17 protein-coding genes and 1 rRNA gene are annotated in these 20541 nt (G+C 39.5%); 11 read left to right on the top strand and 7 right to left on the bottom strand.

Annotated elements, in window-relative coordinates; genetic code table 11:
- The first annotated feature begins 227 nt into the window (after positions 1–227).
- The 5 genes from H9X96_RS06510 to H9X96_RS06490 all read left to right on the top strand — a co-directional run bounded on the left by H9X96_RS06510 (position 228) and on the right by H9X96_RS06490 (position 5690).
- A complete protein-coding gene (locus tag H9X96_RS06510; protein WP_062550759.1) occupies positions 228–1778 on the top strand; it encodes an Rne/Rng family ribonuclease in 1551 nt (516 codons plus the stop codon).
- 125 nt (positions 1779–1903) lie between these two features.
- Complete coding sequence (gene radA, locus H9X96_RS06505; protein ID WP_187665536.1) at positions 1904–3283, top strand: DNA repair protein RadA; 1380 nt, start codon at positions 1904–1906, stop codon at positions 3281–3283.
- A 364-nt stretch (positions 3284–3647) separates the two neighbouring features.
- Positions 3648–4115 (top strand): DUF4920 domain-containing protein, encoded by a 468-nt coding sequence (locus H9X96_RS06500; RefSeq protein WP_187665535.1) that lies wholly within the window; start codon positions 3648–3650, stop codon positions 4113–4115.
- A 61-nt stretch (positions 4116–4176) separates the two neighbouring features.
- A complete protein-coding gene (locus H9X96_RS06495; protein WP_187665534.1) occupies positions 4177–4734 on the top strand; it encodes a LemA family protein in 558 nt (185 codons plus the stop codon).
- The gene (locus H9X96_RS06490; protein ID WP_187665533.1) at positions 4734–5690 is read left to right on the top strand and encodes a DUF3137 domain-containing protein; all 957 of its coding nucleotides are present in this window, start codon (positions 4734–4736) and stop codon (positions 5688–5690) included. Before H9X96_RS06495 ends, H9X96_RS06490 begins: the two co-directional genes overlap by 1 nt.
- An 87-nt stretch (positions 5691–5777) precedes the next feature.
- Here H9X96_RS06490 and carB read toward each other — a convergent pair whose 3' ends face one another.
- The gene (gene carB / locus H9X96_RS06485; protein WP_187665532.1) at positions 5778–8594 is read right to left on the bottom strand and encodes a carbamoyl-phosphate synthase large subunit; all 2817 of its coding nucleotides are present in this window, start codon (positions 8592–8594) and stop codon (positions 5778–5780) included.
- Between the two features lie 233 nt (positions 8595–8827).
- Positions 8828–9145 carry a carboxypeptidase regulatory-like domain-containing protein gene (locus tag H9X96_RS06480; RefSeq protein ID WP_187665531.1) on the bottom strand — a complete coding sequence of 106 codons (318 nt, stop codon included), beginning with the start codon at positions 9143–9145 and terminating at the stop codon, positions 8828–8830.
- A gap of 419 nt (positions 9146–9564) precedes the next feature.
- Between H9X96_RS06480 and H9X96_RS06475 the strand changes: the two genes are divergently transcribed.
- From H9X96_RS06475 to H9X96_RS06450, 6 genes are all read left to right on the top strand, one after another.
- Positions 9565–10089: a hypothetical protein gene (locus tag H9X96_RS06475; protein WP_187665530.1), complete on the top strand. Its 525-nt coding sequence runs from the start codon at positions 9565–9567 to the stop codon at positions 10087–10089.
- 57 nt (positions 10090–10146) lie between these two features.
- Complete coding sequence (pnuC, locus tag H9X96_RS06470; protein WP_187665529.1) at positions 10147–10767, top strand: nicotinamide riboside transporter PnuC; 621 nt, start codon at positions 10147–10149, stop codon at positions 10765–10767.
- Positions 10751–11281 (top strand): ATP-binding protein, encoded by a 531-nt coding sequence (locus H9X96_RS06465; RefSeq protein WP_187665528.1) that lies wholly within the window; start codon positions 10751–10753, stop codon positions 11279–11281. Before pnuC ends, H9X96_RS06465 begins: the two co-directional genes overlap by 17 nt.
- A gap of 268 nt (positions 11282–11549) precedes the next feature.
- On the top strand, positions 11550–13979 hold the full coding sequence (locus tag H9X96_RS06460) for a TonB-dependent receptor (protein ID WP_187665919.1): 2430 nt from the start codon (positions 11550–11552) through the stop codon (positions 13977–13979).
- A 6-nt stretch (positions 13980–13985) separates the two neighbouring features.
- Positions 13986–14618 carry a thiamine phosphate synthase gene (locus H9X96_RS06455; protein WP_187665527.1) on the top strand — a complete coding sequence of 211 codons (633 nt, stop codon included), beginning with the start codon at positions 13986–13988 and terminating at the stop codon, positions 14616–14618.
- 64 nt (positions 14619–14682) lie between these two features.
- Entirely contained in the window at positions 14683–15957 is a 1275-nt protein-coding gene (locus H9X96_RS06450; RefSeq protein WP_187665526.1) for an MFS transporter, read from the top strand.
- 16 nt (positions 15958–15973) lie between these two features.
- On the opposite strand, the gene H9X96_RS06445 is transcribed toward H9X96_RS06450, so the two are convergent.
- The 5 genes from H9X96_RS06445 to rrf all read right to left on the bottom strand — a co-directional run bounded on the left by H9X96_RS06445 (position 15974) and on the right by rrf (position 20532).
- The gene (locus H9X96_RS06445) at positions 15974–17722 is read right to left on the bottom strand and encodes an ABC transporter ATP-binding protein (RefSeq protein WP_187665525.1); all 1749 of its coding nucleotides are present in this window, start codon (positions 17720–17722) and stop codon (positions 15974–15976) included.
- Positions 17723–17808: 86 nt separating this feature from the next.
- Positions 17809–18372, bottom strand: a complete 564-nt coding sequence (gene frr / locus H9X96_RS06440; protein ID WP_187665524.1) for a ribosome recycling factor — start codon at positions 18370–18372, stop codon at positions 17809–17811.
- Between the two features lie 40 nt (positions 18373–18412).
- A complete protein-coding gene (gene pyrH, locus H9X96_RS06435; protein WP_062550771.1) occupies positions 18413–19120 on the bottom strand; it encodes a UMP kinase in 708 nt (235 codons plus the stop codon).
- A gap of 38 nt (positions 19121–19158) precedes the next feature.
- On the bottom strand, positions 19159–20265 hold the full coding sequence (nagA, locus tag H9X96_RS06430; RefSeq protein ID WP_187665523.1) for an N-acetylglucosamine-6-phosphate deacetylase: 1107 nt from the start codon (positions 20263–20265) through the stop codon (positions 19159–19161).
- Between the two features lie 155 nt (positions 20266–20420).
- Positions 20421–20532, bottom strand: a 5S ribosomal RNA gene (gene rrf / locus H9X96_RS06425).
- Positions 20533–20541 lie beyond the last annotated feature (9 nt).

Genomic DNA, 20541 nt, shown 5'->3' with positions numbered 1-20541 from the left:
TAAAACCCAAAAATTATGCCAAGCGGTAAGAAAAGAAAGAGACATAAAATGGCTACTCACAAACGCAAAAAACGTTTAAGAAAAAACAGACATAAGAAAAAATAGGTTTTCTTAATGTTTTGCTCAACAACTAAGGCTAGGATTTGATCGTAGCCTTAATTGTTGGTAGCAATATTTTTTTATTGTCCATGTGTTAATAAGGCGAATAGCCTTAAAATCTGTAGCTTTTGGTAAAGGAACTCATTATAGATTCATCTCCCTCGGGAGTAACCATAGCTTTAGTTGAAGACAAACAGCTTGTAGAACTTCACAAGGAACACATCAATAACAATTACGCTGTAGGCGATATATATTTAGGCCGCATAAAGAAAATTATGCCTGGTCTGAATGCTGCGTTCGTTGATGTGGGTTACGAAAAGGATGCTTTTTTGCATTACTTCGACCTTGGTCCACAAGTACAATCTTTAATTAAGCTTACTAAAATCAAGCGTAATGGCTCTGTTAGCGGAACTTTATTAGATAATTTCAAGCTAGAAGGAGACATTAACAAAGCTGGGAAGATCTCTGAAGTGGTCAGCAAGAATCTTGTCTTACCAGTTCAAATCGCCAAAGAACCTATTTCAACAAAGGGGCCACGTTTAAGTTCAGACTTATCTATAGCAGGACGCTATATTGTGCTGGTTCCCTTCTCTAATGTCATCTCGATTTCCAAAAAGATTAAAAGCAATACGGAACGTAATCGTTTAAAAAAGATTATCGAAAGTATCAAGCCGAAGAACTTTGGAGTGATAATTAGAACGGTTTCTGAAGGTAAAGGCGTTGCCGAACTTCAAAAAGACCTTTTGGACTCTGTTACAAAATGGGAGAACTTCATCAAGAAGTTGCCTGATGCAGAGCCTTCAAAACGTGTTTGGGGAGAGATGGACCGTACTTCCACGCTTATCCGAGACATTTTAAGTACCGACTTTACTAACGTCTATGTGAACGATAGTAACTTGTTCGAAGACATTCGTTCTTATGTGCATGAAATCTCTCCTGAGATGGAGAAGATCGTTAAGATCTACAAGCATAAAGAGCCGATATTTGAACATTTCGGTATTGAAAAGCAAATTAAAAATGCTTTCGGAAAAACAGTAAACCTAGCCGGTGGTGCCTACTTAGTGGTAGAACATACCGAAGCATTGCATGTGGTTGACGTGAATAGCGGAAACAGAACAGCAAGCAAAGAAAATCAGGAAGAAAATGCCCTTCAGGTAAATAAAGAAGCGGCGAAAGAAATTGCGAGACAATTGCGCTTACGTGATATGGGTGGTATTGTAGTGATCGATTTTATCGATATGCACAAGCCTGCAAACCGTAAGATGTTATTTGATTATCTGAAGGAACTGATGCTCCTGGATCGTGCAAAACATACCATATTGCCTCCAAGCAAGTTTGGTCTTGTTCAAATCACACGTCAGCGCGTTAGACCCGAGATGAACATCGTAACCAGTGAAAAATGCCCAACCTGTGACGGTACGGGTGAAATTAAGGCAAGTATTGTATTGATGGATGACATCGAAAACAATCTGACCTATATTTTGCAGGAGCAAAACGAAAAAAATATTACACTTTGTGTACACCCTTATATTGAGGCTTACATCAAAAAAGGGTTCATATCTCTACAATGGAAATGGTTCTTTAAATTTGGACAAAGAATCAAAATCAAGGCGGTTCCTTCTTATAACCTCACTGAATTCCATTTTATCTCGTCTAAAGACGAAGAGATTAAATTATAATCACGGTTAAATTTCTTTAAACAGGCCTGCTCCTTCCGGAACAGGCCTGTTTGCTTTAAAAGGGTTTTTTAATCCGCATTTAACGCGAATTATCTTAAATTTACAGCACATTAAAAATCAATCAATTGGCTAAAACTAAATCAGCATATTTTTGTCAGAATTGTGGGCATGAAGCAGCGAAGTGGCTTGGAAAGTGTCCTTCCTGTAACGAATGGAACACTTTTGTGGAAGAAGTGATCGAAAAAGCAGGTTCGAAAGTGCCGGCCTGGAAAACTTCTACAAGCGGCACAAGAGTCAATAAGCCGAATAAAGTAGACCACATCATCTCTATTAGCGAGGATCGCATTTTAACTGGTGATCAGGAGCTGGATCGGGTATTGGGCGGTGGCTTGGTGGCAGGTTCCGTGATTTTAATCGGCGGTGAACCCGGTATTGGGAAGTCAACATTGATGCTGCAGCTGGCTTTAAACATCCCCGGCAAAAAGATTCTATACATCTCCGGAGAAGAGAGTGAACAGCAGATAAAAATGAGGGCGGAAAGGATCACCTCCAACCCTACCTCAGATTGTTATATCCTGACGGAAACCTCTACTCAAAATATTTTCAAACAGATTGAAGAACTGAATCCGGATCTACTGATTGTAGATTCCATTCAGACACTTCACTCGGCTCATATTGATGCGACACCAGGCAGTGTTTCGCAGGTACGTGAATGTACTTCAGAACTGCTGAGGTTTGCAAAAGAAACAGATACGCCGGTCTTTTTAATTGGCCACATTACCAAGGACGGCGCAATTGCAGGCCCGAAAATCCTGGAACACATGGTAGATACTGTATTGCAGTTTGAGGGCGACCGGAATCATGTTTACCGGATTTTACGTTCCATTAAAAACCGTTTTGGGGCGGCTGCAGAACTGGGGATTTATGCGATGCACAGTACCGGATTAAGACAAGTTTCCAATCCTTCAGAGATTTTATTGTCGCAGAGGGATGAAGAGATGAGTGGAATTGCGATTTCAGCGACCTTAGAAGGCGCTAGGCCAATGTTAATAGAAACACAGGCCTTGGTAAGTGCTGCAGCTTATGGGACGCCTCAACGCTCCTCTAATGGCTTCGACACCAAAAGAATGAATATGCTGCTGGCAGTGCTGGAAAAAAGATGCGGATTCAGGCTGAGCACCAGGGATGTCTTTTTGAACATTGCCGGAGGAATTAAAGTAGAAGATCCTGCAATTGACCTGGCCATCTTAGTGGCCATCATCTCTTCTCATGAAGATATTTTTATCTCTTCAAAGATCTGTTTTGCAGCTGAGGTGGGCCTTTCCGGCGAAATCAGAGCAGTGAACCGAATTGAACAAAGAATTTCCGAAGCGGAAAAACTGGGTTTTAAAAGGATTTTTATTTCCAATTATAATATGAAAGGCCTAATCACCGAAAGGTATAAAATTGAACTGACGCCAGTTAGCAAAATCGAAGACGTTTTCTCTTTGTTATTTGGATCATAAAGTAGTCTGGAAAATCAATAAGCAAGGAAATATTTCCCCAATTTGTGGAAATTAGGATCATTATTTCCACAAGCTGGGGAAATAATTACACGATTTCCATTCGTTGTATTTCTGTTTTTTATTTGAAATTTCATTGATTATCAGTCATTTAACTAAATGATGTGGAGTTTTTAAAAACCGGCCTATAAGTTGTCTATTATATATTGTTAATCATTTATGATTTAACAACAATAGGGATGATTATCCTCGTTATCGATAGATAACGAGGATTTTTTATTTTATAACCTTTCCATTCAGAGTATTTCCAGGAAATTTGATATTTTTATTGCTAATCAAAAGAATTTCAATCTTTTAATCCTATCTCATGAAAAAAATACTACTCAGCCTCTGCTTATCTGCACTTGGCATTTGTGCAATGGCGCAAGACAATACACCACTTCAAGGCAAATCCTTTGGAACGGGTGTTACTTCAGGCAACCTGATTCCCGCTGCTAAAATGGAATCCACTATGGGTGATGAAAAGACTGTAGACATGAAAATTACCGGTCAGGTGGTAGAGGTTTGTCAGAAGAAAGGCTGCTGGATGACCTTAAAAATGCCTTCTGGTGAAGCAATGCGTGTTACTTTTAAAGATTACGCCTTTTTTATGCCAATGGATATAGTGGGGAAAAAAGTAGCATTGGACGGTCTTGCGAAAAAGCAGATCATCTCTGCAGAAACATTACGTCATTACGCAGAAGATGCACATAAACCAGCAGCAGAAGTGGCAAAAATAATAGCCCCTAAAAAGGAATTGGCTTTTGAAGCAAAAGGAGTAACTATTCTGGAATAATCAGCTGTTTCTTTTTAATTTCTTAACTTACATTATCATTTAACCCTCTTAAATTTATTTTATGATCATTGCTGGTATTATTATTCTAGTGCTTGTTATTATTAGTATTGCCATCTACAATTCATTAATCGCGAAAAAGAATCAAACTGACAATGCTTTTTCGTCAATTGATGCAATGCTAAAAAAACGCTTCGACCTGTTGCCTAACCTTGTGGAAACAGTAAAACAGTACATGGAGTATGAAAGCGATCTGCTCACAAAGGTCGTTGCTTTAAGAAGCCGTGCCAGCAATCCGAATTTGAATAATGATGAGAAGTTAAACATTGATCAGGAACTTAGCTATGAAGTAAAAGGGTTAATGGTCAATGTGGAGAATTATCCGAACCTTAAAGCTGATCAGAGTTTTACAAATCTACAAATTACCTGGACGGAAAGCGAGGAACAAATTGCTGCCGCCAGAAGAACTTATAACGCTGCAATTACAGATTACAACAATGCCATCATGATGTTTCCCGGCAGCATCTTTGCAGGAATTTTAAATTACACCGTTAAACCGGTACTTTCCATCCCTGAAACAGAACGCGGCAATATCAGCGCAAAAGACCTTTTTAACAGCTAATGACTGCTTCAGCTCCCCTTGACCCTGCCACAATGGAGGTCCTGAATGTCTTAGAGGCAACCAGAATCGCCTTGCGAAAGAAAATGATGATACATATTGTCATTTGCTGTGCCGGAGCGATGATCGCTGTTCTAGGTTTTATGTCTACCCTGATTCCAATTGGTATCATCGGCATCATTTGCCTAATTACCGGCTTCGTTTTAATGTCAATAAGCTCGACAGCAGTAGACCAGTATCGCCTGGATTTCAAACAAAAGGTGATTGCTCAGGCCTTACACACGATTGATGACAGTCTAGAAATTGATCCTAAAAGAGGTTTAGCTGAAAATGAGTTCATCAAGTCTTTGTTATTTAACAGAAGGCCGGACAAGTATAGGAGTGAGGACCTGGTGGAAGGAAATGGCGGAAAAACGAAACTTAGCTTTTCAGAAGTACAGGCACATTATAAGGAAGTGACCAATACTAAAAGAGGCCGTCAGGAAACCTGGCATGAGATTTTTAGTGGCGTAATCTTTCAAGCTGATTTTAACAAGCACCTTAAAGGGACTACAGTGGTTCAGTCCAGGGTATTTGGCAGCGGTATTTCTGATTGGTTTATGAATAATGTCCAGTTGTTTTCGGGTGATGACAGTCGCGTTAAATTAGAGAGTCCGGAATTTGAAAAGACTTTTATCACCCATTCTTCAGATCAAATTGAGGCAAGATACATTTTGACGCCATTGATGATGGAATCGATAAGCACGCTCAACGATAGGTGCAAATACAGCATCAGTCTCTCCTTCATTGGAAATATGGTAACTATTGCTTTTCCGCAATCTAAAAATTATTTCGAAGCACCATTGTTTAAAAGCTTGATGACTGATGGCTTGCTTAAGGAAGATCTGGAGTTGGTACGCCATATCTATCAGGTGATTGAAACTTTAAATTTAAATACCCGAATCTGGGGGAAAGATTAATATGATCTTTAAAGGAAGGCAATAAAAGCAGCCCTCCACTAAAAATCATATTGTATATAAAAAGTCCCTTGCGGGACTTTTTATTTATTATTTCGATAAGTACATCGATTTGTCTTTCACTAACTTTCTGAAGTAAGGATCCTCCAGGTCTTTTATAAACCTGATCGCCTCCCCTGTAGACTTCATCTCCGGACCTAGTTCTTTCACTACTTCAGGGAACTTATCAAAAGAGAATACCGGCTCTTTAATTGCATAACCTTGAAGTTTTCTTTCAATCGTAAAGTCTTTCAATTTGTTTACCCCTAACATCACTTTAGCGGCGATATTGATATAAGGAACATCGTAAGCTTTAGCGATGAAAGGAACAGTTCTTGAAGCTCTAGGATTCGCTTCGATCACATAAACTTTCTCGTCTTTAACTGCAAACTGGATGTTTAACAAACCGATTACGTTTAATGCTCTCGCGATTTTCTTAGAGTAAGTCTCCATATCGTTCATTACCTTTTCAGATAAGCTGAATGGCGGCAATACAGCGCTGGAGTCACCAGAGTGAATACCTGCGGGCTCAATATGCTCCATCAATCCAATGATGTGTACGTCTTCGCCATCACAGATAGAATCCGACTCGGTTTCTTCTGCTCTGTCTAAGAAGTGGTCAATCAATACGCGGTTTCCAGGAAGATCACCTAGTAGTTTAACTACTGCTTTCTCCAGGTCTTCGTCGTTGATTACGATGCTCATTCCTTGTCCACCCAATACATAACTTGGTCTAACCAATACCGGGTATCCTACTTCATTCGCAACTACAATCGCCTCTTCTGCGTTCTCCGCAACACCATATCTTGGATAAGGAATCTCTAATTCTTTTAATAAGTCTGAGAAACGACCTCTATCTTCCGCAACATCCATGTCATTGTAAGATGTACCAATGATTTTAATACCATTCTCATGAAGCTTTTCAGCCATTTTCAAAGCAGTCTGTCCACCCAACTGAACGATTACACCTACTGGTTTCTCTAATTCGATAATTTCACGAACATGTTCCCAGAATACCGGCTCAAAGTACAACTTATCAGCCATGTTGAAATCTGTAGAAACTGTCTCCGGGTTACAGTTGATCATGATTGCTTCAAAACCGCTTTCTTTAGCAGCAAGCAAACCGTGTACACAAGAGTAATCAAATTCAATCCCCTGACCGATACGGTTAGGACCTGAACCCAATACAATTACTTTCTTTTTATCTGTTGGGGTAGATTCGTTTTCTTCTTCAAATGTAGAGTAGTAATATGGCGTTTGCGCTGCGAATTCTGCTGCACAAGTATCTACCATTTTATACACACGTCTGATGCCTAGGGATTTTCTTCTCTCATAAACCTCATCCTCCGTTACGTTACCTAATAGATAAGCGATCTGGATGTCAGAGAATCCTTTTTGTTTCAATGTAAAGAAGAAATCTTTAGGAATGTTGTTCAGAGAGTACCTTTTTAGCTCAACTTCCAGGTGTACTAAATCCTGAATTTGAGAAAGGAACCATTTATCGATTTTCGTTACCTTACGGATAGACTCCAAAGGAACACCCATCGACATGGCATCTTTGATTAAGAATAGTCGGTTCCAGCTTGGATGCTCCAAACCGTGCATGATCTCTTCGATACTTCTGTTATGCTTACCATCTGCACCTAATCCGGCTCTGCCAATTTCTAAACTCTGACAAGCTTTTTGTAAGGCCTCGATGAAGGTACGGCCGATAGCCATTACTTCTCCAACCGACTTCATTTGTAATCCTAGTTCCATGTTGGCACCTTTGAATTTATCAAAGTTCCAGCGAGGTACTTTCACGATTACATAGTCTAATGTAGGCTCGAAGTAAGCAGATGTTGTTTTTGTAATTTGATTTTCAATCTCGTCTAAGTTATAACCGATGGCTAATTTAGAAGCGATTTTTGCGATCGGATATCCTGTTGCTTTACTTGCCAATGCCGAAGAGCGTGATACCCTTGGGTTGATTTCGATGGCAATAATGTCATCATTATCAGGATTCACAGAGAACTGAACGTTACAGCCTCCAGCGAAAGTACCAATGGCGCGCATCATTTTGATGGCTTGATTACGCATGTCCTGGTAGCAGCGGTCAGATAAAGTCATTGCTGGTGCTACAGTAATCGAATCGCCAGTATGAATACCCATTGGATCAAAGTTTTCAATTGAACAGATAATGATCACGTTGTCATTGCTATCTCTCAACAACTCCAATTCGTATTCTTTCCATCCAATTACTGCTTTCTCTACCAATACTTCATGCGTTGGAGAAGCTTCTAATCCGCGCTGTAAAGCGTGGTCGAACTCTTCTTTTTTGTGCACAAAACCACCTCCTGAACCCCCTAAGGTATAAGAAGGGCGGATTACCAACGGATAACCGATTTCCTGAGCTGCTTCTTTACCTTCTAAGAAGGAGTTTGCAATTCTGGATGGAGCAACACCTACACCTATATCAATCATTAATTGACGGAAGGATTCTCTGTTTTCAGTTTTCTCAATCGCGGCAACATCTACCCCGATTACTCTAACACCATATTTTTCCCAAACACCACGTTCTTCTGCTTCTTTACAAAGGTTCAAAGCGGTTTGTCCGCCCATGGTAGGCAACACTGCATCGATTTTTCTTTCGATCAGGATCTGCTCAATCGAGTCTACCGTTAAAGGCCAAAGGTACACATGGTCCCCAATCACCTTGTCGGTCATGATAGTTGCAGGATTAGAGTTGATGATGGAAACTTCAATTCCCTCTTCCTTTAAGGATAAGGCAGCTTGAGATCCTGAATAATCAAATTCACAGGCTTGACCAATGATAATAGGTCCCGATCCGATAATTAATACTGAGCGTATGGAGGTGTCTTTAGGCATAAGGCTTTAAAAAGTCTAAAGTTAGTATAAGTGAAATTGGTAAAATTTGCATTCTAAAAGACCAGAATAGTCTAGAGATTTTCTCTGCTGTGCGAGGGGAATATCCCGACTCTTCCGTCGGGATGCAAAGTTACGTTTTTGATCGATAAAAATATGGTGTTTTTTAAAAAACAGTTCAAATAAAAAAGAGCCTCTGAAATTCATCTAAAGCCCTTTTAATCATTTACTATAAATTACTGCAGCAATTTAATCTCTCCAATATCTGTTGTGGCACTATCTACCACCGCAACATTCTCTACAGAAGTGTCCTTATATGGCGGATTTGCCTTCACCCAAATGGTATAAGTTAGAGGTTTAATCTTGCTGAAAACGAAGCTGCCATTGTTAATTGAGGCGCGTAAAGTATCCCTTCCGGAAATTGCCAATACCTGAGATGCACCTTCCGCAGGATTGACTTTCCCTTGGATGCCACCTTCTCTGATACTGCTGAATGCCAATAAGCCTAATGAAAGTCCTGCTGCTACGATAAAATTTAATTTGAGCCTTTTCATTATGTTCAATTTTAGGTAAAAATTATAAGGGTTTAGTGTTTAATACTATGCTAACTACAAGTGGGACAGAATTATGTTTTAGTGTGAAGCAGCTATCAGGGATTAATTTTCATTTATTTACTTTTAGCTTATTCCTTTATTGAGTTTAAGCTTAGCTTGATTTATATTAAATGTAATAGGATTGATTTAGGAAGGAATATGCTTAATTTTGGAAAAGCCATAATGGCTTGGTCTCTGCTGAAAAGTTTGAAAGACTACCTTCTGCTCTTAGTTCATCATTAGACGAATCATTTGATAGTGCTGATGAGGCGTTCTCCATAACTAAATCGGCGGCAAAATGTAACTGAATGCAATTTGGAACAACATTTGCCGTTCCTATCTGAAATATACCATATCAAATGATAACTATGTACAACCCAATGAAAAAATTATTCCCGGTAGTAGTGGCCGCAATAGTCCTGCTTTCCAGCTGCGCCACAGTACAATCCCTTATAAAATCCTCTTTTCCATATAACGCTACTGTAGTCATTCCTGCAGGCACAAAAAGCGACGCCAACATTTCTACAAGCTCGGCGGCAACTAGCTTTGATCAGGTTTTCGGAAATCAAAATGGTACAGATTATGTAAAAGAGATCAGAATTGCTTCCGCAAAAATGGAAGCTAGTAACCCTTCCAGCAAAAGTTTAGGGATGTTCAAGTCTGTAAAACTATTTGTAGCTAATGAAAAAGGACAAGAAGTAATGGTGGCCTCTAGAAATGATGTGCAGCAAAATATTGGTACCAGCTTGGTTTTGGACATTGACAATTCACGCTTTCTGGACAATTATGTTAAAGGAACTAATTTACGCATCAGAATGGAGTACGTTTTAAGAGAAAAAACGACTACTGACGTTAGTGTTCGGGTATCTTTAAGTTTTAGCACCTCCCCAAAAACCAATAATTAACAGCATTCCGATAAAGCTTTATGTTGCAAATAATTTTAGGATAACTACTTTTGGCTCATGTTCCTTCTTGAGTCTTCATTTTTTCAGTTAATTGCTGATCAATTTATTCATACCACCTGGCTAGAATGGCTGGGTGTACTTTCAGGATTTATTTGCATTTACCTGGCCACAAGAGAGAATGTACTGAGCTGGCCGATTTCAATTATCAGCGTGATCGCGTATGCCTGGGTATTTCTCGATGCAAAAATGTATGGCGATATGGCCCTGCAGTTCTACTTCCTTTTTACCGCCTTTTACGGCTGGTATTTCTGGATCAGAAAAAAAGAAGTAAATGAGAAGCCGGTCACCAATTTATCTAGAAAAGGCTGGTGGATTGCCATTGCATCCATAGTGGTCTTATCCGTTGCATTAGGGTTATTTCTGGACAATTTTACAGATACCAATGTGCCTTACGAAGATGGCTTCTGTACCGCAATGAGCTTTGTTGCCCAACTTATGCTCAGCAGAAAAATTCTGCAGAACTGGATACTATGGATTATCGTTGACCTTTGCTATATTCCATTATATATTTATAAGAATCTAAATTTAAGTGCCATATTTTATGCTTTCCTGGTCGCCATTGCCATTAAAGGATATATAGACTGGAGGAAAACGTACCGCCGTGAACAAGCAAATTAAAAAAATCGCCATCGTTGGCCCTGAAAGCACTGGAAAATCAACCATTGCACAGCAGCTGGCCAAGCATTACCAAACCTTATGGGTACCGGAGTATGCCCGTTACTATTGTGCCGCTTTAACAGAGCCCTGTAATTTGCAGGATGAAGTAAACATGTATCACGGGCAAGTCGCCCTGGAAGAGTCCATCCTCTCCATAGCGGAAAACGATCTGATCATTTGTGATACTACTTTTATTACGGTAAAGGTTTGGAGTGATGAGGTTTTTGGAAATACTCCGGATGTGGTGCTCCAAGCTTTACCACTCCACACTTACGATTTATACTTGCTAATGGACATTGACTTGCCATGGCAAGAAGATCCACTGCGTGATTTCCCTCATAAAAGGGAACATTTCATGAAGGTCTGGCACCAGGAATTACAAAATTTAAACGCCAATTATGTAGTAATCGGTGGTACGGAAGAGCGGTTAAATAATGCGATTGCAGCAGTAGAATCTTTTCTTAATGGACTATAAACAGCATTCCTAGAGATCCATTCTTGAGATTCAATTTTTATCGATACCTTTAGCCCATCAAAAAGGGGTGCCTTGTTTTGTAAAAAACACAAAAACAGGCTGAGAGCATACCCATTATATCTACAAACAGATATATGCACCTGATCCGGATAATGCCGGCGGAGGGATTGGAGTTATGGAGTTAACTGGGCTGTAAGTACCCCTTACTTACAGTGTTTTAACTAAAAAAAACAAAAAATTGAAAAAATTATTGACCATAGCGCTAGCTATGTTGTTGTTGCCTGTATTAACAAATGCGCAGTTTAGTATTTCGGGAGTCGTGTCCGAAAACAACCAGCAGATATTGCCAGGTGCAACGATTCGTTTAAAAGGAAAATCATTTGGAGTAACCGCAGATGGGCAGGGAAAGTACCAGCTTAAGAACCTTAAACCAGGGAGTTATACCTTAGTAGTGAGTTTTATTGGCTACCAAACGACAGAAAAAAACCTGGAGCTAAAAGCAGATCAGCTGGAAAACATCACTCTAAAACCTGCTGCTTTTCTTGCAGATGAGGTCATCGTTAATGCCACACGTGCCAACGAAAAATCAGCTACCACCTATAAAAACATCAGCAAGGCTGAAATTCAGGAAAACAATTTCGGACAAGACTTGCCATTTATTTTAAATAATACTCCTGGCGTCGTCGTAACTTCCGATGCAGGCGCCGGCGTAGGTTATACCGGTATAAAAATCAGAGGTAGCGATGCCAGTAGAATCAATGTAACGATTAATGGTATTCCTTACAATGACAGTGAAAGTCAGGGAATATTTTGGGTAAATATGCCAGATTTCGCCTCCTCTATCGAAAATGTACAGATCCAACGCGGCGTAGGAACCTCTACTAATGGTGCTGGTGCTTTTGGAGGAAGTTTGAATATCCAAACCACAGCCCCCTCAGAAAGTGCATACGCAGAATTAAACAACACCTACGGTTCGTTTAATACCCTTAAAAATACGGTAAAACTTGGAACAGGTCTTATTGACAACAAATGGAGTTTCGATGGACGCCTTTCCAGAATAAAATCTGATGGTTTTATCGACCGTGCAGCTTCAAATTTGAAGTCCTACTACCTTTCTGGTGCCTATCATGGAAAGAATGAATTGCTTCGCCTGAATGTTTTCTCCGGAACGGAAAAAACTTACCAGGCCTGGGACGGTATTCCTGAAGCCAGGTTAAAGGGTGATGTACAGGGAATGATAGATTTTAGCAAGCGTCAGGAATTTAATGATGCTCAAAAACAGCACTTATTGAATTCAGAGAACAGAACTTATAATTCTTTTACGTATAAAGACCAAACCGACAATTACGCACAAAATCACTATCAGGGACTTTATGCCAAACAATTTAACGAACAACTCTCTTTCAATGGAGCTTTACATTATACAGATGGAAAAGGTTATTTCGAAGAGTTTAAATTCGACCAAAAGCTGAGTAAATATGGTTTACCGCCAATGAATGCAGATGGTGCCATCCAAACAAGATCTGATCTTATTCGTCGCCGCTGGTTGGATAATGATTTCTATGGTGCCACTTATGCTTTCACATATAAGCCACAAGCTAATTTGAATTTCACACTTGGCGGGGCTTACAATGAATATAGAGGAAAACATTTTGGACAGGTGATCTGGGCAAAATACCCATCCACAAGTAACAACACAGACCATTATTATGATGGTAAAGGAAACAAAGATGATTTCAATACCTATGGGAAAGTGAGTTATAGCCCAGTTGACCAGCTGAGCCTATTTGCGGATCTTCAATACAGAAGTATCAACTATACCATTTCGGGAAAAGATAAAAACCTTCGGGAGCTTGATTTCAACAATACTTATCACTTTTTTAATCCTAAAATTGGTGCTACTTATTTCTTAAATGAACAAAGTAACATCTATACATCCTTCAGTGTAGCCAACAAAGAGCCAAATCGCGATGATTTTACCAATTTGAAAGTAGGTATACCTGCTCCAAAACCAGAACGTCTGCATGATTTAGAGGCTGGCTACCGTTATAAAGAAAACAGGCTGAACCTGGGCGTAAATGTCTATGGAATGTTCTATAAAGATCAATTGATTTTCACAGGAGAAATCAATGAATTTGCTGATGCTTATCGTCAGAATGTAGACAAAAGTTACCGCATGGGATTTGAACTAGATGCTTCTTATATCATTAGTTCTCAATTTGCGTTAAATGCCAATGCTGCATTCAGTAAGAATAAAATCCAGAATTACATTAATTATGTGACCCAGTATGAAGATGACAATACCGAAACGCTGATTACTACTAATTACAAAAACACAGACATTTCTTTCTCTCCAAAATCCGTTATTGGAGGGGAACTGGTTTACAAACCATTTAAAGGTTTCGCCACTGCCTTACAAAGTAAATTTGTAGGTAAGCAATATCTTGACAATACTCAAAATGAAAGCAGAAAGTTAGATGCCTATTGGGTAAATAATGCAAGAATCGCTTACGATTTCCAACTTAAAGGAATCAAAAACATCAATATTGGATTATTAGTCAATAATATCTTCAATGAAAAGTATGAAAGTAACGGTTATACTTATAGCTCTGCTTACCAAGGGAATATCACTACAGAGAACTTTTATTACGCCCAAGCCGGAACTAATTTTTTACTTTCGTTAAATTTCAAATTTTAACTACTTATGAAGAAGTTCATCGAAAAACTACATTTTATAACACACGATATCCACCAGCATAGTCATATTGAACAGGCCAACATCGCCTGCAGTGAAGGTGCAAAATGGATTCAATACCGTTGTCTGACTAAAAGTGATGAAGAACTTTTGGAAGATATCAATGCAATTGCAGGTATCTGTGACGATTGGGGAGCAACCCTGATCGTTACAGATCATATTCATCTGAATGGTCATGCCGACATTCAGGGCTTTCACATAGAAGATATGGATGCTGATTTTGTAAAAATCCGGGAGCAATTGGGAGAAGCAATTACCATTGGTGGTTCTTCTAACACTTTAGAGGGCCTAATCAGACTGGCTGCAGAAGGTGCAGACTATGCTGGATTCGGACCATTTTATACCACCAGAACAAAGCCCAACACTGCGCCATTATTAGGAGTAGAAGGCTATGCAAAAGCCATGAAAGTGCTAAAAGCACAGAAAATTAATCTACCAGTCCTTGCTGTTGGAGGCGTCACTCTCAGCGATATTGATCCATTAATAGCAACAGGAATTTTCGGAATTGCCGCTTCTGAAGCCATCAATCAGGCGGATGATATGGGTGCCGCTTACCGTGCATTTTATGACAATATCATGTAATATTTTTTAAACACATGTATGTTATTGAACCACCATAACATACATTTGTTTAAAAAAAACCTTCTTGGAACCTCAGATACCCACAGAAAAACCAGATCCCTACGCTGCGCTCCGATTCCGGGAGTTTCGATCCTATCTCGGCATGCGTTTCTTTTTTACGTTTGCTTATCAAATGCAGGCGGTCATTATTGGATTTCATATTTACCACCTCACCAAAGACCCCTTAGCCCTTGGCTTAGTTGGACTTTGCGAAGCGATTCCTGCCATAAGCATCGCCCTATACGGAGGTTATGTGGCTGATAAATCAGAAAAAAGAGGTTTATTACTGAAAATATTTAGCGGTGTATTCTTGTGTTCATTGATCATGCTGATCGTGACCACTAAGCAAATGCATACCTACGTACCCGTAGACTATATTGTGCCCATTATGTATTTAATGGTATTTGGAATTGGAATTGCCCGAGGATTTTTTAGTCCGGCAACCTTCTCTTTAATGGCGCAGATTATTCCTAAAAAACTTTACCCTAATTCGAGTACCTGGAACAGTTCCAGCTGGCAGGCAGCTTCCATTTTAGGTCCTGCTGTAGGTGGATTGATCTATGGATTCTACGGCATTACCGCTACCTATTGCGTCATCCTTTCCTTCATCGGCATTGCCCTTATCTGTATATTTTTCTTAAAACCACATCCTCCTGCCTTTGTCCCTAAAGAAAGTATTGTAAAAAGCCTAACCGAGGGTGTCCATTTTGTCTTCAAAAACAAAATGATGTTAGGTGCGATGAGCCTTGACCTATTCTCTGTATTCTTTGGAGGGGCGGTAGCTTTACTTCCCGTATTTGCCAATGATATCTTAAAAGTTGGATCTGAAGGGCTTGGCTTTATGCGGGCTGCTGCTTCCAGTGGTGCAGTAATTACCATGTTGGCCATGACCCGTTTCTCCCCGATGAACAAACCCTGGAGGAACCTGTTAATTGCCGTTACAGGATTTGGAACTAGTATTATTTGTTATGGTCTATCAAAAAATTTCTACCTCACCCTTGTATTTCTATTCATGGAAGGTGCTTTTGATAGCATCAGTGTAATCATCAGGTCGACGATTATGCAATTGCTCACCCCTGATGAAATGCGAGGTAGAGTTTCTGCTGTAAATAGCATGTTTATTGGCTCTTCTAATGAAATTGGAGCCTTTGAGTCCGGTCTTACTGCAAAGCTCATGAGAACCATCCCAGCAGTCGTATTTGGCGGCAGCATGACCATATTAGTAGCTGGAATCACATACCTAAAGACAAAAGGAATGATGAAGTTAACTTTGCAGGAAATCAACGACCAGCAAAATTAACTCCATTCATTTAAATCTAATATTCTATTCTCTCACCTACTTGCTGTCTCCACATGGCATAGTATAACCCTGTTTCGGCCAATAAGTCTTCATGTTTACCCTGTTCGATGATATGTCCACGTTCCAATACGAAAATACGGTCTGCATGACGAATCGTAGACAGCCTGTGGGCAATCAAAATAGTAATATGATTGGTCTGCACAGAAATATCACGGATAGTTGCTGTGATTTCTTCCTCTGTTAAAGAGTCTAAAGAAGAGGTTGCTTCATCAAACACCAGGATATCTGGTCTGCGCAATAATGCTCTTGCAATCGATAATCTTTGTTTTTCTCCACCGGAGACCTTCACTCCGCCTTCACCGATTACAGTATCTAAACCTTTATCTGCACGTGCCAGCAAGTTATTGCAAGCCGCTTGTTTCATCACCCGAAGGCAATCTTCATCCGTAGCATCAGGTCTCACAAATTGAAGATTTTCCCTGATGGTTCCTGAAAACAATTGTGTATCCTGGGTTACAAAACCAATCTTTTCCCTTAACATATCCAGATCTATCGCTTTGCTTGAAGTATCATTATACAGAACATCGCCTTCTATTGGCTGATAAAGACCAACTAACAGTTTTACCAATGTGGTTTTTCCAGAGCCTGAAGGGCCAACAAATGCAATGGTCTCTCCATTATGGGTACGGAAATTAATGTCATTCAAAGCATTGTGCTTACCGGTCAGATGTCTAAAGTTCACATCTTTAAACTCAAGACTCGTAATTTTATCCAGTTTAACAGGGTTTAGTGGTTTCTCATCTATTGGCGTACTTAGGATTTTCTTGAAGTTTCCTAGAGACACCTCTGCTTCGCGCCAGGAAAGAATTACATTTCCCAATTCCTGTAAAGGTCCAAAGAGAAAAAAAGAATAAAATAAGAAGGAGAAGTATTGCCCAGCAGAAATTGTATTTTCAAAGATAAGAATCAATAGAACCACCACCATCGTACTACGTACAAAATTGACAGTTGTTCCTTGTACAAAGCTCATGCTTCTTACATATTTCACCTTTCTGAGTTCCAGCCCTAAAATTTTATAAGTAGTTTTATTTAACCTTTCGATTTCCTGACTGGCAAGGCCGAGACTTTTCACCAACTCAATATTCCTCAAAGATTCCGTTGTAGAACCCGCTAAGGCCGTTGTTTCTGCAACAATGGTTTTTTGAATTGTTTTAATCTTTCTGCTCAGGTACCAACTTACAAAACTAATGATCGGAATTGCAGAAAAGTATACCAGTGTTACCTTATAACTCACCGTAACAGAGTATACAATCACGAACACCATTCCTATCATGCTCACAAAAAGGATGCTGATAAATGCAGTAATAAATTTCTCCGAATCAAGACGGACCTTTTGTAAGATCCCTAATGTCTCACCACTTCGCTGGTCTTCAAATACCTGATAAGGTAATTCAAGGGAGTGCTTCAGTCCATCAGCATACATACTTGCTCCGACCTTCTGAACGATGATGCTAGTAAAATAATCCTGGAAATTCTTGGCAATTCTAGACACCATTGCGGCCCCTACGCTCAAGCCTACCAAGCCAAGTACTCCCCATATAAATTCACTTCTTTGCAACACATCCTTTTTTTGAATGAACTCATCCACTATTCTTCCAGTGATATAAGGGTCCAACAACGAGAATCCAATGTTGATTGCGGCTAGCAAAAGTGCTAATGCAACCACCCATTTATGAGCACTTAAATATTCAAGTAGTAATTTCATGTAATTAAATCTAGCCAAAAATAAATAAAGGGAATGAAGCATTAGCTCGATTCCCTTTAAATTACACGTAAATTATAAATCAGGTTTTAAACCGTCATGATATCTTTTTCTTTTGCTTCTGCATGTTTATCTACTTTGATAATGTACGCGTCAGTTATTTTTTGCACTTCGCCTTCTCCGGTTTTGATTTCATCATCAGAGACGCTTTCACCTTTTAACTTCTTAATTTTCTCGTTGGCATCTTTACGGATATTACGAATGGTAATTTTCCCGCGTTCTGCTTCTTCCTTTACCTTTTTAACCAGGTCTCTTCTACGTTCTTCAGTTAGCGGAGGAACCACTAAGCGGATCACCACACCATCATTCTGAGGGTTGATTCCAATGTTCGCTTCCATGATGGCGCGTTCAATAGGAACTAACATATTTTTTTCCCAAGGCTGAACGAGTAAAGTACGTGCATCTGGCGTATTGATACTTGCGACTTGAGATAAACCAGTAGCGCTACCATAATAATCTACAAATATGCCGTCTAACATTCCCGCAGAAGCTTTTCCAGCACGAATTTTTGTCAATTCAGATTCACAATGGTCAATAGCCTTGTCCATGCTTGCCTGAGCGTCTTGTAGTTGTTTCTTTATGAGGTCATTCATGTTTTGTAAAATTTAACCAAAAATATAAAATTTATTAGAATCAGACCTTAACAAGCGTCCCAATCTCTTCACCCTTGGCAATTTTCATGAAATTACCGGTTTTATTCATATCAAAAACGATAATAGGAAGTTCATTTTCTTCACACAGGGTGAAGGCAGTCATATCCATTACGTTTAAACCTTTATCATAAACTTCTTTGAAAGAAATTTTTTCATATTTTGTTGCTGTAGGATCTTTTTCTGGATCTGCAGTGTAAATCCCATCTACACGTGTCCCTTTAAGTACTACATCTGCTTTAATTTCAATTGCTCTCAAAGCAGCAGCAGAATCAGTTGTGAAATAAGGATTACCTGTACCGGCACCAAAAATCACGACACGACCTTTTTCAAGGTGACGTACTGCTCTTCTACGAATGAATGGCTCACAGATTTGCTCCATTTTAATTGCAGTCAGCAAACGTGTTTTTAAACCCACTTTTTCCAGAGCATCTTGCAATGCCATACTATTGATTACGGTAGCTAACATTCCCATATAATCAGCCTGCGCACGATCCATACCTGACTTTTCGGCGCTTAAACCTCTAAAAATATTACCACCTCCAATAACTATTGCTATTTCAAGGCCTTCATCATGTACCGCTTTAATGTCTTCCGCGTATTGCCTAACACGCTCATTATCAATACCATATTGTTTATCGCCCATCAGCGACTCGCCACTTAATTTCAGCAGAATCCGTTTATACTTCATGAGTCCAAAAATAACTATTTGTTTTAATTAATCAGGGCTCAAATGTGCAAACCCTTTACAAAAACTTTCTTTAGCTGCAGCTTGGGAGATAAAAACAGTAAATCAGCATCGCTACCTACATTTAGAGTGCCTTTTGTTTTCAAAATACCCATTAATAGTGCTGGATTTTTTGCAGCTAGTTTTAAAGCTTCCCCTATTGGAATATCACAATGTTTAACACAATTCTGAACGGCCTGCAAAAGGGTAATATTTGAACCAGAAAGTGTACCGTCAGCAGTCACAAACTTATCGCCCTGAAGTTCATGCTGATAAGGTCCAATTGCACATGCCGTTACTGCATCAGTAATTAGAAACAATCGATCTTTCATTGCTTTATATGTCATCTTAACCACTTCGAGGTTCACATGACAGCCATCCGCAATAATACTAGCCATTGCAGTAGGATGATTCATGACAGCCACAGGCAAATTAGGAGCCCTATGATGGATCGAAGGCATGGCATTGAACAAATGTGTGGTTGTCTTAAAACCATTGTTATAAGCTGCTGTGGCTTGATTAAAATCAGCATCACTATGCCCTAGGGATAAAATGATTCCCTGATCTACTAAATAACGGATCACCTCCTCGTCTTGCAATTCTGCGGCTATAGTCATCATTTTAACTGTGCCGTCTGCATAATCCAACAGTTTCTTCACCTCATCTAGGGTTGCTTTATAAATGTAGTTTTCTATATGTGCTCCTCTACGTTTGGCGTTGATATAAGGTCCTTCCAGATGAAGCCCTAAAAACCCCTTAGCTTCGCTGCGATAAGCTTTTGCTGCATCCAGACACTGATAAACAATTTCAGGGCTATTTGTTGCCACACAAGCTAAAAAGCTCGTCGTTCCTTTAGATATTAGGTCTTCATCCATCTGCTTTAACGTTTCCGCCGTAGGATAAGCTGAAAAAAGATTTCCGCCACTACCATAAATCTGGAGATCAATAAAAGCAGGAGAAACATAGTCACCGGCTGCATCTATAATTTCATAGTCAGCTGGAATAGTTTCATTGGAGATTCGACTAATCTTTCCATCTTCAATAAAAATGGTTTGACCCTTTAGGAGCAGGTCGTCACTAAAAACCTGACTATTCGTTATCGCAATCATATTACATGTATTTAAGATATCCAAATATAAGCGAGTAGTTCAGATATCACTAGTTAATTACAACAAGAAAAGAAGATGGTTTTAAATTTTGTTCAGTATAAAAAAGGCTGTATACAAGAAAAGCCTGTAGTTTTCACTACAGGCTTTCTTTTAAGATTTGGCACCGACCTACTCTCCCACGTGTTACCGCAGTACCATCGGCTCTGGCGGGCTTGACTTCTCTGTTCGGAATGGGAAGAGGTAGACACCGCCGATATAGGCACCTAAATATTTTTA

Origin of the sequence: Pedobacter sp. N36a, assembly GCF_014472395.1 — a bacterium.
Lineage (GTDB): Bacteria > Bacteroidota > Bacteroidia > Sphingobacteriales > Sphingobacteriaceae > Pedobacter.
This window is presented reverse-complemented; position numbering and strand designations above follow the sequence as displayed.